The sequence below is a fragment of the Brenneria goodwinii genome (genome assembly GCF_002291445.1).
GTDB classification, from domain to species: domain Bacteria; phylum Pseudomonadota; class Gammaproteobacteria; order Enterobacterales; family Enterobacteriaceae; genus Brenneria; species Brenneria goodwinii.
The window spans coordinates 2,973,736-2,989,659 of sequence record NZ_CP014137.1 but is presented as its reverse complement, the minus strand read 5'-3'; the positions used below and the strand labels follow the sequence as shown (position 1 = coordinate 2,989,659).

Sequence of the window (15,924 nt, the reverse complement as noted above, 5' to 3'; positions counted from 1 at the left end):
CTGGAATATCGCTTTCTTAATCTGCGTGGATCACTAATCTGCACGGATGACTACGCCTGTTTGCTTAAATGATGCTCTGATGTTCTGATGAGCTATGCCGGTGATTTTGCAGCAAAAGCTATACAGTCAACCGGCGCTGGGGCATCATAAACGCCGACGTCGGCTATGTGGCTGGCGGATAGGAATCTAGACCCGAAATAATTCGGGTTGCAGTATGACGGGTATATACCCGTATTTTGACGTTCATTGGGTATATCACTCACAGGCGGCGTTCTGATGCGATAACTCGCTTTCAGAAAGCCCTTCGCGTTTAAACATATTGGTTGGTACAGATATGAAAAGGATATTTAATTCTCTGTTTTTAGTGGTTTTTATTTGTTTTTCCTCCGTGGCGGGCGCGGCGGAAAATCTGCCTAACGTGGTCATTCTGGCGACCGGAGGAACAATCGCGGGCTCCGCGGCGGCCAACACGCAAACCACGGGTTATAAAGCCGGCGCATTAGGCGTGGATACGCTGATCCAGGCTGTGCCGGAGTTGAAAACGCTAGCGAATATTTCCGGCGAGCAGATCGCCAATATCGGCAGCGAGAATATGACCAGCGACGTTTTGCTGAAATTGAGCAAAAGAGTCAATGAGCTACTGGCGCGCAGCGATGTGGACGGCGTCGTTATCACGCACGGTACGGATACGCTGGACGAATCCCCTTATTTCCTGAACCTGACGGTGAAAAGCGACAAGCCGGTTGTTTTCGCGGCGGCCATGCGTCCGGCGACATCGATCAGCGCCGACGGTCCGATGAACCTATACGATGCGGTTAAAGTGGCGGCGGATAAAAATGCGCGCGGCCGTGGCGTGATGGTGGTGCTGAACGACCGTATCGGCTCCGCCCGTTTTATCACCAAGACCAACGCTTCTACGCTGGACACCTTCAAGGCGCCGGAAGAGGGTTATCTGGGCGTAATTATCGGCGGCAAAGTCTATTTCCAGAATCGTTTGGATAAAATTCATACCACGCGTTCCGTATTCGATATCGCCAAACTGGAAAAATTGCCGGCAGTCGATATTATTTATGGCTATCAGGACGATCCGGAATATATGTATGACGCGGCCATTGCACATGGCGTGAAAGGTATCGTTTATGCCGGTATGGGCGCAGGCAGCGTCTCCAAACGCAGTGATGCCGGTATTCGTAAAGCTGAAAGCAAAGGCATTGTGGTGGTTCGCGCCAGCCGTACCGGCAGCGGTATTGTGCCGCCGGATGCTTCTCAGCCCGGATTGGTCTCCGATTCGCTGAACCCGGCCAAAGCCCGCATTCTGCTGATGCTGGCGCTGACGAAAACCACGAATCCGGCGATAATTCAGGAATATTTCCATACCTACTGATATTCGCTCAGATAAAAAATCGTCGCTTGCGACGGCCCGAAGGGGGACGGGCAGGACGCCCGTCATAAAAAATCGGTAGTAAAAAGATGACGGCCCCGTTATCCATTGGCGGGGCTTTCTTCTTTAAAAAGGCGGCGTTTATATTGTTGGGGGCTATCGGTATGCCTTCACTTGCCGCCTTCCCGCAATTCGCATTATTTAGGGTATAATAGACGACCCGATAGCAGAACTATGATGTTCAGTACGAGCCTGGTGAGAAAATAAGGATACATCATTAGATGACACAACCCATTTTTATGGTTGGTGCCAGAGGCTGTGGTAAAACCACGGTGGGAGGACAACTGGCACAGGCGTTAGGGTATGACTTTGTCGATACCGATCTTTTTATGCAGCAAAGCAGTAATATGACGGTTGCTGAGGTGGTCGAGCAGGAAGGATGGCACGGCTTCCGCCGGCGGGAAAGTCAGGCATTGCTGGAGGTGACGACGCATCATCGCGTGATTGCCACCGGAGGCGGCATGGTGCTGTCGGAGTCAAACCGGCGGTTTATGTATGACAACGGCACGGTTATTTATCTCCGGGCGCCCGCGGAATTGCTGGCCCGACGCTTGGAAAACAGCCCGCAGGCGCATCAGCGGCCAACGCTGACCGGACGGCCTATCGCGGAAGAGATGGCCGATGTATTGGCTTCTCGTGAGGCATTTTATCGCGGTGCGGCCCATCATATTATTGATGCGACGCAGGAGCCGCTCGCCATTGTCGCCAATGTCATGCGGATTCTGCGTTTATCGGCGGCCTAGCGTTTCTTGCGCTAATAAAATAATCGCTGTGCCATCGTCGGTTGGCTATTTTTCTCCGAATAGATAGTGACAGCGGCGCTATTCTCCTTTTATGATGAATTTTCTTGATTTTTTTCGATGACAGGTGCCGCAGCTATGCTGAATGTAAATGAGTATTTTACCGGGAAAGTGAAGTCTATCGGCTTTGAAAGCGACAGCATTGGCCGTGCCAGTGTCGGGGTCATGGAAGCCGGAGAATATACGTTTGGAACGGGGCAGCCTGAAGAAATGACGGTGATTAGCGGCGCGCTGAAGGTATTATTGCCGGGTGAGATTGAGTGGCGGGTATTTACGCCGGGTGACTCGTTCTCTGTTCCAGGGCAAAGCGAATTCAATTTAGAGGTGGCGGAAACCTCTTCTTATTTGTGTAAGTATTTGTAGTCCGCCCAGTCTGGTTTTAATCTATTAATACAGGGCTGCTTGCCGTAATTAACGCAAAGCGGCCTTTTTATTTATTACTTTTTATTATTTATATAAATCAGAATCCTAAAAACCTATCAGTAATAATTAATTGTTATGGCAAGAACATTTTTGTGCGGTGAATCTGTACGAAAATACAGCGTTAACCTGCTTTCTCACCGCAGGTTATCTTTTATGTAATAAATAGTTTTTATCTACTGATAATGTTTATTTTTTTGGTAAATTAAACCAAGTTTTTACTCCTGGATGTATTTAATAACTCCTTTGGGTTATAAATACGTGATAACGTATCACGCCCTCCCTGTTAATTTCCTTTATAAATCAATCGGCTGTTATTTGGGGTATCTCAAGTTTTATTTAATTGTGCCGTTAAGATTTTTATCACCTTTCTATGTGAAGAACGTCCTATGCTAAAAACGACACGAGCCCGAATTTTGGCGGCTTGTACGATGATTGTCGTACTCTCGCTCACCGTTAATACGTTTCTCAATTACACCATCGCCAATAATGCCAATGAGGAATCCATCGACAATATGCTGAATTCAGTCGCCGCCAGTCATAGCATGGCGATCGGCGATTGGGTCGCGTCTAAAACGTTGATGATGACGTCGCTCCACGACCGCGTGCTGATTGATGCGAATCCGGTGCCGATGTTCCAGCAGATCGCCGCTGCCGGCGGTTTTCTGAATGTGTACATGGGGTATGAGGACAAAACGGCGAAATTTTCCGATGCCAACGGGATCCCCGCCGACTACGATCCCACTATCCGGCCCTGGTATCAGCAGGCCGTAAGGGAAGGAAAACCGGTCGTCACCGCGCCTTATGTCGATGTATCAACCAAAGCGCTGATTGTTTCTTTCGCCGTTCCGGTAATGGAGGAGAGTGCGGTTCAGGGAGTGCTGGGCAGCGACGTAACGATGGGCAGCGTGATTGAAAACGTGAAGTCGATTAACCCGACGCCTTCCAGTTTTGGCGTGCTAATTGCCCAGGATGGCACGATTATCGCGCACCCTGATGAGAAGCTCACGCTGAAGAATATCGCCGATATTGCGCCTGGCATCGATCTGAATGCGTTGATGACGGCCACGCATCCGCTCGCCGTTGATTTTGATGGCGTAACCAAGCTGGTTCTTGCTCAGCCGATTCGCGGCACCAACTGGCAGATGCTGGTGGCTCTGGACAAGACGGAAGCGACGGAGGGTATGCGCTTTTTGCTGGTGACCTCGATCGGTACGCTGCTGATTATTGCGTTGCTCGGTTCGCTGGTCGTCGGGGTCATGATCGCGTCCACGTTGAAGCGTCTGCTGTTGATTCGCGATGCGATGGACGATATCAGCCACGGCAACAACGATCTGACGCAGCGTTTGCCTGACGACGGGCATGATGAAGTGGCGCAGATCGCGCGCTCCTTCAATACCTTTATCGATAAGCTCAGCCTGGTGATGATTCAGATCCGTGATATCAGCGCCTTGCTGCAGGCCGCCGCAGATGAAATCTCTTCCGGGAATAACGATCTATCTTCGCGTACGGAGTCTGCGGCTTCCAGTATTCAGCAGACGGCGGCGGCATTAGAGCAAATTTCCGCCACGGTCACCCAGTCCGCCGGTTCCGCCCGGCAGGTGAATGAGAAAGCGCTGGCGCTGGCGAAAGACGCGGAGGTCGGCGGGAAAGTGGTGTCTGATGTGATTGTGACGATGGAAGAGATCGTGGCCGCGTCCGGCAAAATCGGCGATATTATCGGCGTGATTGACGGTATTGCCTTCCAGACCAATATTCTGGCGCTGAATGCCGCGGTGGAGGCGGCGCGAGCCGGCGAGCAGGGCCGTGGATTCGCGGTGGTCGCGGGCGAGGTTCGTAGTCTGGCGCAGCGCAGTGCGCAGGCGGCAAAAGAGATCAAAGAGCTGATTGAGTCGACCGTGTCCAGCGTATCATCCGGTTCGTCGCAGGTGCGCCAGGCCAGTAATACCATGAACGGCATTGTTGGCGGGGTATCGACGGTAACGACGGTGATGTCCGAGATTACCCATGCGGCGGATGAACAGATGCGCGGTATCCATGAAATCAATCAGGCGGTGACGCAGTTGGATTCAATGGTGCAACAGAATGCGGCGTTGGTTCAGGAGTCTGCGGCGGCATCCGCGGCGTTGCAGTCTCAGGCCGACGATCTGACGGCGGCTATCGGACACTTCAAGGTGTAAGTATCATGCCCGCCGTTAGCGTGGCGGCGGGCATCTTTTAAGCACAGAACAGTCAACGGCGAGGTTAGCGTTGCGCTTCTCCGCCCAATGCGTCAATCAGGTTGCTGATTAGCGCGGCCAGTTCGCTGGTCATCAGAATAAAATCGGCATCGAAACGCTGAGCGAAATCATCCCGATCGATATCATCATTTTGTTCACGCAAGGTATCGGAAAACTTCAATCGTTTCAGCGAACCGTCATCCGATAGCACCAACTGTACCCGCTCCTGCCAGTCCAGCGCCAGTTTGGTGACCAGTTTGCCGGCTTCGATATGGACGGCGATTTCATCACAAACCAGATTCTGCTTCTTGCAGCGGATGACGCCGCCATCTTCCAGAATCGCTTTCAGTTCGGCTTCATCCTGTAAGGCGAACCCCGCCGGCGTATCGCCGGATCGCACCCATTCGGTCAGCGTCAGTTCTATCGGGTTTTCCATCGTCAGCGGAACCACCGGCAGCGATCCCAGCGTTTTACGCAATAGCGCCAGCGTATCTTCCGCTTTCTTGGCGCTGGCGGCGTCGACCATGATCAGGCCATTAACGGTATCGAGCCATAGCCAGGTTTGGCTGAAGCGGCTGAAGGCGCGCGGCAGCAGACTGTGCAGCACTTCGTCTTTCAGCGCGTCTTTTTCGGTTTTTTTCAGCTTGCGGTGTTGTTCCGCTTCCAGCCGTTCGATTTTGGCCAGCAGCGTTTGCTTGATGACCGGCGAGGGCAGGATCTTTTCTTCTTTACGCGCACAGATGATGATCTGACCGTTAACGACATGCGTCAACGCATCGCTGTGGGAGCCCATTGGCGACACCCAACCCGTTTTCATCATGTCCTGACTGCCGCATGGCGTGAAAGCAAAAGTACTTAACTGTTTTTCCATCTCATCCGCAGAAAAAGCGCTTTCCCGGCTTAAGCGGTAAATCATTAAATTTTTAAACCACAGCATGGTGTTATCTCAGACTGAGCGCGCAAATTTGCGTGCAGGTTCATTAATGCAGCGGGCATGATAGCGAATTCGGCCGGCTTATGTTGCATAAAAATAAGATTATTCATCGACCCAACCTAAACCTAGACCGCGAACTCCGGCGCCAGGCGGCTGATGCCTAGTCCATTAATTCTGGCGACCTTGATCTGTACCGGGATGCGTTCCTTCATGGCTTCAACGTGACTGATGACGCCAATGGTTTTGCCGGAAGCATTGAGGTTGTCAAGGGCGTCCAGCGCGGCGTCCAGCGTTTCGGCGTCCAGCGTGCCGAAGCCCTCGTCCAGAAACAGCGAATCAATACTGGTTTTATTACTCACCAGATCGGAAAGCGCCAGCGCTAGCGCCAGACTAACCAGAAAACTTTCTCCCCCCGAAAGCGTGCGGGTATCTCTGACGGCGTCGGCCTGCCAGGTATCCACAATCTGCAGCTTTAATTCGTCATCGGCCTGACGTTGCAACAGATAACGCCCATGCAGACGGGCAAGCTGCAGGTTAGCCAGATACACCAGATGATCGAGCGTCAGTCCCTGGGCAAACTTGCGGAATTTATCGCCTTTTTGCGAACCAATAAGTTCGTTCAGGCAGCTCCAGTCGTCGTAGTGCTGCTGACTTTGTGCGATTTCGGCCAACAGTTTCTGTTGATTCTGACGGTAACGCCGATCGGTCGCCAACTGCTGATTGATTTCCCCTTGCTGTTGCAGATGGGTTTTCAGCATCTCACCAAATTCGGACAGCGCTTGTTGTACCGATGCCGGGGTGGCTTCAGCCGCCAATGTCGCCGGGCGTTGCTGCTGGTGCGCGGCCAGCAACTGTTCTGCCTGCTGATGCAGCGCGCTGGCCTGCTGCAACTGCTGGTACAGTTTTTCTTTCCAATCGCGCAGTTCGTTGCGTTCCTGCTCATTAAGCAATGCGCGTTGAAATGCGTCTTCGTCAGCGAAAATACTGTGCTGTAACGCCTGCCTGAACGCTTGCGCGGCCTGTTGGTATAAAGCGCTAACGCGGGTTTGTTGCTGTTGAAAACCGGTCAGTTCTCCGGTTAATCGGTTCAGCGATGATTCCGCCTGTTGGCGCTGTTCCTGCGCCTGTCGGCTGGCTTGCTCATATTGCTGGCTGCTCAGACGAAGCTGGTTGCTGACATCTGCGGTCTGTTGCTCGCCGAAAAGCTGTCGCCTCTGCTGCTGCGCGGCTTCCAGCGTTGTTATATGCGACGCCTGCTGTTGCTGTAATACCAGCAGATGCTGCCCAAGCTCCTCAAGCGATTTCGTCAGGTGCCGGCGCTCGGTTTCCAGCGCCGTCAACTGGTTCGACAGCTGTTGCTGTTCCTGCTCAACGTCTTTCCATCTTTGCCATTCTTCAGCGCGTTGCGTCAGCCAGACGGATTGCTCCGCCGTCTCCGGCACGCTCAGACCAAAGCGGGTCAGCGTTTGTTCCAGCGCCAACCGATGCTGCGTCTGCTGATCCTGAGTTTGTTGCAGAGATTGTTCCAGTTCGGTCTGGGCATTGTGCAGCGTTTGCTGCTGCTGGCTATTCAGTTCTATCTGCTGCAAGGTCTGTTGCAGTAGGGCAGCGGCATGGGTCAGTGAATCCTTACTTTCCTGCCATTGCCGTTGTATCTGCTCACTGTGCGAGATTTGCTGTTGAATGTGCTGTTCCCGCGTTTCGCTCTGTTCCAGCCACGCGGTTATTGCTGCGGATTGATCGGGAGCCAAATCCCCTTGTAAGCGCTTACTGACGTCCTGCCACTGTTGCAGCAAACGCCGGTGCTCTTCATCCATACGCGTGAGTTCAAGCTGTTGCTGCTGAATCTGCTGTTGCCGTGAAACCAGCTGCGCTTCGGTATGCGCCAGCGCGCTTTCCAGTTCGCTGACTTCCTGACGTAACCGCTGCAAGCGTTGTTCCGTTTCTGATGGTTGCAATGCCTGATAGCGGTCAATGGCCGGATGGTGCGTTGAGCCGCATAGCGGACACTCATCGCCAGGCTGTAGCCGTTTCCTCTCCTCTTCCAACTGGACGATGCGTTTTTCCAACTGGTGGCGGTTATCCAGATCGGTTAAATGCTGATGGCGCTGGGCATATTCGTTGCTTTGTTGCTTACGCCGTTCTTCCAACTGGCCGATTTGCGTCTGTAGCTGGCCCTGTTGGGTTTCCAGTCGTCGGCGGTTGTCGCCCAGCCGCTGAAATAAGGCGCCGAGCGTAGCCAGCTGTTGACGATTGGGGCGTTGCGCAATGGATTGGCTAAGCTGCTGATGCAGGGCCGTGATTGGCTGCCGCGCTTCCTGTTCTTGCAACTTTTGCTGATGTTGAGCGAACTGCTGCTGCGCCCGATCGACTTCATGCTGCTGTTTGGCGCGCTGCTCGGCTAACCGGGTTGCCTGATGGCGCAGTTGTGCCGACTGCTGCGTATAGTTTTCCTGCTTTTGCCGCAAATTCGCCAGTTCGAGTTCAAACTGTTGTTGGCGCTGAAACTGAGTCCGCCACAGAGAAAGGTTTTCCCCCCAGTGTTGATGATGCGGGTACTGCTGGCGATAGGTACGAAGCCGCTCGATCCGTTGTTCGGCAAGCTGATGCTGCTGCGTGGTTTTCGCTAGCCGGAGTTGATCATCCTGTTGACGTTTTTGCGTCTGATCCAGTTCTTGCCGCTGTTTTTGGCTCTGCTGTTGCAGGCTGTCTATCTGGTGATCCAGCGGTATAACGCGTTCACGGATCAGCACCTCTTGTTGCTGGCGGTAATCAACGTGCTGACGCCAGTCCTGCAGCGCTTTTTCCTCCTGCTGGCGTAACGCGCCCACGGCGGACTGCTGCGTTTTTTGCTGCTCCGTCAGGCTAGCGATGCGCTGTGCCAGCGAAGCGGACTCCTGTTGGTAACGATCTCTGTCCTGCTGGAAAGGCCTGAGTTTTTCCGCCGGTTCGTTTTGCGCCAGACGCTCAAGCCGCGGCTGCGCCTGCTGAATAGCGGTTTGCGCTGCGTCGCGCTGGGTTTCGCTGGCAGCCAGCGAATGCCGATACCGCTCCTGTTGTTCAAACCAGCGCTGATAAGTTAGTGCTTGCTCTCGCTCGGCAATCAGCGCCTGCTCCTGTTGAGTTAATAATGACAGCTGTGTTTCCAGCGACTGGCGCTGTTCGTCATTCAGTAACTCAATTCCTGACGCTCGCGCCTGTAACGTCTCTAACGCCATTCTGGCCTGTTTATGCCGATCGAATACGCGTTCGGAAATCAGCCCGTAAATATCGGTGCCGGTCAGTTCCTCCAGCAGTTCGGCGCGTTCGTTGGCATCCGCATTCAGAAAGGCGGCGAACTGCCCTTGCGACAGCATCATCGACCGGGTGAAGCGATTGAAGTCCAGCCCGGTAATCTCGGCGGTCATGCTCAGCTTTTCGCTGAGTTTTTCACACAGTATCCTGCCGTCATCAATGCGCGCCAGCTCCGCTTTCGGCGTTTGCAGATTGCCGTCGGGCGCGTTCCGGGCCCGGCGCTGGCTCCAGAATGCGCGATAACCGATGCCTTTGACTTCAAATTCCACTTCGGCAAGGCATTCGGCGGTGTTGCGGGTCATCAGTTCGTTCTGGCTGGCGGTGATATTTTTTAGTCTTGGCGTTTCGTGATACAGCGCCAGGCAAATCGCATCGAGCAGCGTGGTTTTCCCCGCGCCGGTCGGACCGGTAATGGCAAATAGTCCGTTGCTGGAAAAGGGTTCCTGGGTGAAGTCGATTTTCCATTCGCCTTTCAGGGCGTTAAGGTTTTTTAACCGCAAACTGAGTATTTTCATTCGGCGCGCTCATCCTGTTCCAATTCTTCAATAACCCGATCGAACAGCGTGCGCACGCGCTGTTGCCGATTTTCCTCCAGGTCTCCGGCCGCCGCCAGCCGCCGTTCAAAAACATCATGTACCGTCAGCTCATTCAGCGTTTCCTTTTCCTGCCGCACAATCGCCTGCAGGCGCTGTTCGCGGGCGCGGCGCAATAGCAGCACTTCGACGGGCAACCCGTCGGTCAGCGCCTGAATGCGTTTTTGCATATCGTTCAGATAATCCTGGGTGGTGATTTCGATATCCAGCCACACCGTTTTTTCCCCCTGATAATCATTAAAGAGGGATAGTTGGCGCTCGATATCGGCCAGGTCGCCTTTGATGAGCCGCATCGGTTGCGCCATCGGGATAGGCAGCGTCTCTATCGTTGGCGGGGCATCCGGTTCGAAGCTGACCAGACAGACGGACTTTTCACTGCCTAGCTCATCAAAACTCAGCGGAATAGGGGAGCCGCTGTAACGAATATGTTCGCTTTTCGTCACGCGCTGCGGGCGGTGAATGTGTCCGAGCGCGATGTAGTCCGCCGGCGGAAACGCCTGCGCCGGGAAGGCATCTAGCGTACCGATGTAGATATCGCGCACGGAGTCGGAAGCGGTAACGCCGACGGTCGTCAGATGGCCGGTGGCGATGATGGGCAGCGGCAGCCCCAGTATTTCACGTTTCTGACAGGCCAACTGGTAACACCGCTGGTAATGCTCGGTGATGGCATCCTGCAATGCCTGCTGCTTTTCATCGCCGGATTGTCCGGCCTGGCTGGTTATCAGATCGCGCGGACGCAAAAAGGGGATTGCGCACAGTACGGCGCCGGGCCGCCCCTGACGGTTTTCCAGTACGATCACCTGTTTTTCGACATCGCCATCGACGCTGGCGATCACCCGCGTATTCATAAAGGCCAGCAGATCCCGCGATTCGTTCAGCGTGGCGACGGAGTCATGGTTGCCCGCCAATATGACTAACTGGCAGCCTTTACGCTGTAGATCGACAACAAAACGGTAATACATTTCCCGCGCATAGCTTGGCGGCGAACCGTTATCAAAGATATCTCCTGCTACTATTACAGCATCCACCTGATGCTGTTCGACCTGAGCAATAAGCCAGTGCAGGAAGGCTTGATGTTCGGCCGCACGGCTCTTGGTATAAAAATACTGCCCCAGATGCCAGTCGGCGGTGTGAATAATACGCATGGAACTCCCTGAGCGGTGTGTAATCGCAATGTCTCTGATTATAAACAGCCTGTGCGCGAGCTGTCGTTGCGAAAACATAAGTTTGGAAAGCGGCGCGAAAAAAACGATGTAACAAGGGGAATGCCGATCGGCTGGGCATCGAGGTTGAAAAATGCCCCGGCGTTTTTTTCATAAATCTGTCACAAAACTGACGCATAATGCACAGCGCATGCTAACAGCGACGATGATTAACGGCAGGATTAACAATGGCAAGACGCATATTGGTCGTGGAAGATGAAGCACCGATTCGTGAAATGGTATGTTTTGTTCTGGAGCAGAATGGTTATCAGCCTGTTGAAGCTGAAGATTATGACAGTGCGGTAACACAACTGTCAGAACCTTTTCCTGAACTGGTGTTACTGGACTGGATGCTGCCAGGCGGCTCGGGGTTGCAATTCATCAAGCATATGAAACGTGAAGCGCTGACCCGCGACATACCCGTCATGATGCTAACCGCCCGGGGCGAAGAAGAAGATCGGGTGCGCGGGCTTGAAGTCGGCGCGGATGATTACATTACCAAACCTTTTTCCCCTAAAGAGTTGGTGGCGCGTATCAAAGCAGTGATGCGCCGTATTTCGCCGATGGCCGTTGAAGAAGTGATTGAAATGCGCGGGTTGAGTCTGGATCCTTCCTCGCACCGGGTAACGACGGAAGAACTGGCACTGGACATGGGGCCAACGGAGTTTAAGTTGTTGCACTTCTTTATGACCCATCCTGAACGGGTTTACAGTCGTGAACAGTTGCTCAATCATGTTTGGGGCACTAACGTTTATGTTGAAGATCGCACTGTTGATGTTCATATCCGCCGACTGCGTAAGGCGCTGGAAACCAGCGGGCATGATAAAATGGTGCAAACCGTTCGGGGAACGGGATACCGTTTTTCAACGCGTTATTGAAGGTTGTCGTACCGGAGAAACATCAACGTGCTAGAACGTCTATCATGGAAGAGGCTGGCGCTGGAGCTGGCTTTTTTTTGTCTGCCCGCGCTTTTGCTGGGGCTGGTATTCGGTTATCTGCCCTGGTTCCTTTTAGCTGCTGTTTTAATTGTGCTTTGCTGGCATTTTTACAATCAGCTTAAACTCTCCTACTGGCTGTGGGTCGATCGCAGTATGACGCCGCCGCCGGGCCGCTGGAGCTGGGAACCGCTGTTCTACGGCCTTTATCAAATGCAATTGCGCAACCGGCGGCGGCGGCGCGAATTGGCGCTATTGATTAAGCGTTTTCGTAGCGGCGCCGAATCGTTACCGGATGCGGTGGTGATCACCACCGAAGATGGCACTATTTTCTGGTGTAATCGCTTGGCCCAGCACCTGCTCAATTTCCGTTGGCCGGAAGACAGCGGGCAGAATATCCTCAACCTGCTGCGTTATCCTGAATTCGCCAGCTATATGAAAGGGCAGGATTTCAGCCGTCCGCTAACGTTGCAACTGAACAACTCGCATCACGTTGAATTCCGTATTATGCCTTATTCCGAGGGGCAGTTGCTGATGATGGTGCGCGACATTACCCAGATGCATCAATTGGAAGGGGCCAGACGTAACTTCTTTGCCAATGTAAGTCATGAACTGCGCACCCCTTTAACCGTGTTGCAGGGATATTTGGAGATGATGCAGGATAATGCGCTGGATGACTCTCTGCGCAGTAAGGCTCTGAATACCATGCAGGAACAGACGCGGCGGATGGATGGATTGGTCAAACAGCTGTTAACCCTGTCGCGTATTGAAGCCGCCGCCACTATCGATCTAAGCGAAAAAGTCGATATGCCTATGATGTTGCGCGTATTACAGCGCGAGGCTCAGACGCTAAGCCAGGATCGCCATGAGATCGTGTTCCGGGTGAATGAAGATCTTCAGGTTTTCGGCAACGAAGAACAGCTGCGCAGCGCCGTATCCAATCTGGTCTACAATGCCATTAACCATACGCCGGCCGGCACTCGTATTGAGGTTTGCTGGCAGAAAACGCCCCATGGCGCGCAATTTCAGGTTAGCGATAACGGACCGGGGATCGCGGCGGAGCACTTGCCGCGTTTGACGGAGCGATTTTATCGTGTTGATAAAGCGCGCTCGCGGCAGACCGGCGGCAGCGGGTTAGGTCTGGCGATCGTCAAACATGCCCTGAGTCACCATGATTCCCGTTTGGAAGTGGTGAGCGAATTTGGCTTAGGCTCCCGTTTTCTGTTTACTCTGCCGAATCGGTTGATTGTACCCGCCTCTCTGGCCGAGAATACGGCGAAACTCTGAGCCTGACGGAAAATGTATTCATGAAATCCGCCGTTAATATCATCGCGGGCGCCGCTTTATTGCTGGTCGGTTTTTTCTGCGTGGCGCAACCCCATCAAATGCTGGCCGGCAATCTCTCCAGCGCGGGATCGGATACCTTGGCTAATCTGATGTCGCGTTGGGCGGCGGATTTCAGCAGGCATCACCCCGGCGTGAATATACAGATTCAGGCGGCAGGCTCTTCTTCCGCCCCCACTGCGCTGGCGTCGGGCTCCGTACAGCTAGGGCCCATGAGCCGGGCCATGAAAGCCAGCGAGATCGATGCCTTTGTTCAACGTTATGGCTATCCGCCGCTGGCCGTACCGGTCGCAATGGATGCGCTGGCGGTGATGGTTAATCAGGATAATCCCTTGCCGGGACTGAATTTATCGCAGTTGGATGCGATTTTTTCCATCACCCGTCTTTGTGGCGATCATCAACCGGTAAAAAACTGGCGCGATCTCGGGCTGAGCGGCAGTTGGGAAAAGCGCTCGTTGGTACGTTACGGCCGTAATTCCGCCTCGGGAACTTACGGTTTTTTTAAGCAGCGGGCGCTGTGCGGCGGTGATTTTCTGCCGCAGGTTAGTGAATTACCCGGTTCCGCGTCTGTCGTTCAGGCTATCTCGGCCTCGACCGAGGCGATTGGCTATGCCAGCGTCGGATTTCTTACCAGCGGGGTAAGAATGGTGCCGTTGGCGGCCCAGGGTACGGATTACGTTTATCCTTCCACCAAGAATATCCGTGACGGGCTTTATCCTTACACTCGCTATCTTTATATCTATGTTAATAAAGATCCGCACCAGCCGCTGGAAGCGCTGACTTCCGCATTTTTGGAATTGGCATTATCGGACGCCGGTCAGGCATTGGTTGGTCAGGATGGTTATTTACCGTTGCCGGAAGAGGTGCGCCGGTCGGCGCGTCTTCAGCTAGGCTTGACCGCGACGGCCCCCTCTTTTCAGCATTAGGCCGACCGGGCGATTTTTATTACGCTACGTTATCCTCTCGCCATCACTCAGTTATCCGATCGCCATTGTCTGCAAATTGAGCCAATTGAACCGGAGAGCCGTGTGATGGCGCCTTATTTTTTGCCATAAGATAATTGAATGGTTATAATTTGCGCGATTTAGGCGTTTTTTGTTAGTTTTATTGCAATGTAACGCCTATGAATGCACAAATCATGTATTGGCTAATTCTGCATTATTAATTGTATCTGCCGGATATATTCATTAATTCAGTTAAAAACTCTGCTTTTTAGCCTAAGGGTTGTCTTTTATCGCTATAAACGGTTTACTTAGCCCGCAATATGGCTGTGCGGCAGAATATAATTCTTATAAATCTGCCGGCCGCTCATGTCGTAATCGATGGACGGCGATTGGCAGCACAGTTTTCTCCTCTTAATTCTCGGTTTATACAGGCAATACGACATAATTATGAGTCATCGTTTAACTTCCAAAGATATCATGGCGTTAGGTTTTATGACCTTTGCCCTGTTCGTCGGCGCGGGCAATATTATTTTCCCACCCATGGTAGGTTTACAGGCGGGGGAACACGTCTGGATGGCCGCGGCCGGTTTTTTACTGACTGCCGTGGGCTTGCCGGTACTCACCGTTATCGCGCTGGCGCGCGCCGGTGGCGGTATCGATGCATTAAGCTCTCCAATCGGTAAAAAAGCGGGTGTGGTATTGGCGACGGTTTGTTATCTGGCGGTCGGCCCGCTATTCGCCACGCCGCGTACCGCCACGGTATCGTTTGAAGTCGGGCTTGCGCCGCTGGTAGGGAACGGCGCTTCCCCGTTATTGATTTATAGCCTGATCTACTTTGCGATTGTCATCGGCATTTCGCTGTATCCGGGGCGCTTGCTGGATACCGTAGGACACGTTCTGGCGCCGCTGAAAATCGCCGCCTTGGCGGTGCTGGGTATCGCCGCGGTGCTGTTGCCCGCCGGTTCGCCTATCCCGGCGATTGAATCCTATCAGCATGTGCCGTTCTCCAGCGGTTTTGTGAATGGTTATCTCACCATGGATACGTTGGGCGCGATGGTGTTCGGCATCGTTATCGTGAATGCAGCCCGTTCGCGCGGCGTTGACAACGCAAAGCTGTTGACGCGTTACACCATCTGGGCCGGTCTTATTGCCGGCGTCGGCCTGATGCTGGTCTACCTGAGTTTATTCCAACTGGGTTCCGTCAGCGGCATGTTGGCGCCGGAGGCTCTGAATGGCGCCGAAATTCTGCATGCTTACGTTCAACATACTTTTGGCAACATGGGCAGCAGCTTTTTGGCATTGCTGATTTTTATTGCCTGTATGGTAACGGCGGTTGGCCTGACCTGCGCGTGTGCGGAATTTTTCTCCCAGTATCTGCCGTTCTCATATCGCACGCTGGTGTTTGTGCTGGGCTGTTTCTCCATGGTGGTGTCAAACCTTGGGTTAAGCCATCTGATTCAACTGTCGATCCCGGTACTGACGGCGATCTATCCGCCTTGTATCGTTCTGGTTTTACTGAGTTTTACGCGCCTCTGGTGGAATAACAGTTCGCGTATTGTGGCTCCTGTCATGTTAATCAGCCTGTTGTTCGGCGTTATTGATGGGATAAAATCATCGAACTTTAGATCGCTGTTGCCTGAGTGGAGTCTGCATCTGCCGTTAAGCGAACAGGATCTTGCCTGGTTGCCGCCATCATTGTTGGTTTTACTGGCGGCGGCTATCTACGATCGGCTGTGCGGCCGTCATAAAGTCGTGGTTCATCAATAGCGCGATGAATTTGATTTATATACCACAGGCA

The 15,924-nt window shown here is 53.2% G+C and carries 11 protein-coding genes; 8 read left to right on the top strand and 3 right to left on the bottom strand.

All coding sequences use genetic code 11. The features are described 5' to 3' along the window. Positions 1-334: 334 nt before the first annotated feature. The 4 genes from ACN28R_RS13370 to ACN28R_RS13355 all read left to right on the top strand — a co-directional run bounded on the left by ACN28R_RS13370 (position 335) and on the right by ACN28R_RS13355 (position 4,841). A complete protein-coding gene (locus ACN28R_RS13370; protein ID WP_048635853.1) occupies positions 335-1,384 on the top strand; it encodes a type II asparaginase in 1,050 nt (349 codons plus the stop codon). Positions 1,385-1,662: 278 nt separating this feature from the next. Then, entirely contained in the window at positions 1,663-2,184 is a 522-nt protein-coding gene (aroL, locus tag ACN28R_RS13365; RefSeq protein ID WP_095834652.1) for a shikimate kinase AroL, read from the top strand. Between the two features lie 135 nt (positions 2,185-2,319). After that, complete coding sequence (ppnP, locus tag ACN28R_RS13360) at positions 2,320-2,604, top strand: pyrimidine/purine nucleoside phosphorylase (RefSeq protein WP_095834651.1); 285 nt, start codon at positions 2,320-2,322, stop codon at positions 2,602-2,604. 446 nt (positions 2,605-3,050) lie between these two features. Beyond that, positions 3,051-4,841, top strand: coding sequence for a methyl-accepting chemotaxis protein (locus ACN28R_RS13355; RefSeq protein ID WP_095834650.1), 1,791 nt, complete (start codon positions 3,051-3,053; stop codon positions 4,839-4,841). A gap of 64 nt (positions 4,842-4,905) precedes the next feature. Here the strand turns inward: ACN28R_RS13355 and rdgC are convergent, their stop codons facing one another. The 3 genes from rdgC to sbcD form a co-directional block, all read right to left on the bottom strand. Further along, a complete protein-coding gene (gene rdgC / locus ACN28R_RS13350) occupies positions 4,906-5,817 on the bottom strand; it encodes a recombination-associated protein RdgC (RefSeq protein WP_095834649.1) in 912 nt (303 codons plus the stop codon). Between the two features lie 122 nt (positions 5,818-5,939). After that, positions 5,940-9,623 (bottom strand): AAA family ATPase, encoded by a 3,684-nt coding sequence (locus ACN28R_RS13345; RefSeq protein ID WP_095834648.1) that lies wholly within the window; start codon positions 9,621-9,623, stop codon positions 5,940-5,942. After that, the gene (gene sbcD, locus ACN28R_RS13340) at positions 9,620-10,846 is read right to left on the bottom strand and encodes an exonuclease subunit SbcD (protein ID WP_095834647.1); all 1,227 of its coding nucleotides are present in this window, start codon (positions 10,844-10,846) and stop codon (positions 9,620-9,622) included. Before sbcD ends, ACN28R_RS13345 begins: the two co-directional genes overlap by 4 nt. 245 nt (positions 10,847-11,091) lie before the next feature. Here sbcD and phoB point away from each other — a divergent pair, with 245 nt between their 5' ends. The 4 genes from phoB (at position 11,092) to brnQ (ending at position 15,893) form a co-directional block, all read left to right on the top strand. Then, complete coding sequence (phoB, locus tag ACN28R_RS13335) at positions 11,092-11,781, top strand: phosphate response regulator transcription factor PhoB (protein WP_009114067.1); 690 nt, start codon at positions 11,092-11,094, stop codon at positions 11,779-11,781. 27 nt (positions 11,782-11,808) lie between these two features. Beyond that, positions 11,809-13,125 carry a phosphate regulon sensor histidine kinase PhoR gene (gene phoR, locus ACN28R_RS13330; protein WP_048635846.1) on the top strand — a complete coding sequence of 439 codons (1,317 nt, stop codon included), beginning with the start codon at positions 11,809-11,811 and terminating at the stop codon, positions 13,123-13,125. Positions 13,126-13,145: 20 nt separating this feature from the next. Then, positions 13,146-14,108, top strand: a complete 963-nt coding sequence (locus ACN28R_RS13325) for a PstS family phosphate ABC transporter substrate-binding protein (RefSeq protein ID WP_095834646.1) — start codon at positions 13,146-13,148, stop codon at positions 14,106-14,108. A 465-nt stretch (positions 14,109-14,573) separates the two neighbouring features. Then, positions 14,574-15,893 carry a branched-chain amino acid transport system II carrier protein gene (gene brnQ, locus ACN28R_RS13320; protein ID WP_095834645.1) on the top strand — a complete coding sequence of 440 codons (1,320 nt, stop codon included), beginning with the start codon at positions 14,574-14,576 and terminating at the stop codon, positions 15,891-15,893. The last annotated feature ends 31 nt before the right edge of the window (positions 15,894-15,924 follow it).

Excerpts from the sequence above, each read along its gene's own strand:
- brnQ (WP_095834645.1), top strand. The coding sequence starts at position 14,574 with ATGAGTCATCGTTTAACTTCCAAAGATATCATGGCGTTAGGTTTTATG.
- ACN28R_RS13345 (WP_095834648.1), bottom strand. The coding sequence starts at position 9,623 with ATGAAAATACTCAGTTTGCGGTTAAAAAACCTTAACGCCCTGAAAGGC.
- ACN28R_RS13355 (WP_095834650.1), top strand. The coding sequence starts at position 3,051 with ATGCTAAAAACGACACGAGCCCGAATTTTGGCGGCTTGTACGATGATT.
- ACN28R_RS13370 (WP_048635853.1), top strand. The coding sequence starts at position 335 with ATGAAAAGGATATTTAATTCTCTGTTTTTAGTGGTTTTTATTTGTTTT.
- ppnP (WP_095834651.1), top strand. The coding sequence starts at position 2,320 with ATGCTGAATGTAAATGAGTATTTTACCGGGAAAGTGAAGTCTATCGGC.
- aroL (WP_095834652.1), top strand. The coding sequence starts at position 1,663 with ATGACACAACCCATTTTTATGGTTGGTGCCAGAGGCTGTGGTAAAACC.
- sbcD (WP_095834647.1), bottom strand. The coding sequence starts at position 10,846 with ATGCGTATTATTCACACCGCCGACTGGCATCTGGGGCAGTATTTTTAT.
- rdgC (WP_095834649.1), bottom strand. The coding sequence starts at position 5,817 with ATGCTGTGGTTTAAAAATTTAATGATTTACCGCTTAAGCCGGGAAAGC.
- phoB (WP_009114067.1), top strand. The coding sequence starts at position 11,092 with ATGGCAAGACGCATATTGGTCGTGGAAGATGAAGCACCGATTCGTGAA.
- ACN28R_RS13325 (WP_095834646.1), top strand. The coding sequence starts at position 13,146 with ATGAAATCCGCCGTTAATATCATCGCGGGCGCCGCTTTATTGCTGGTC.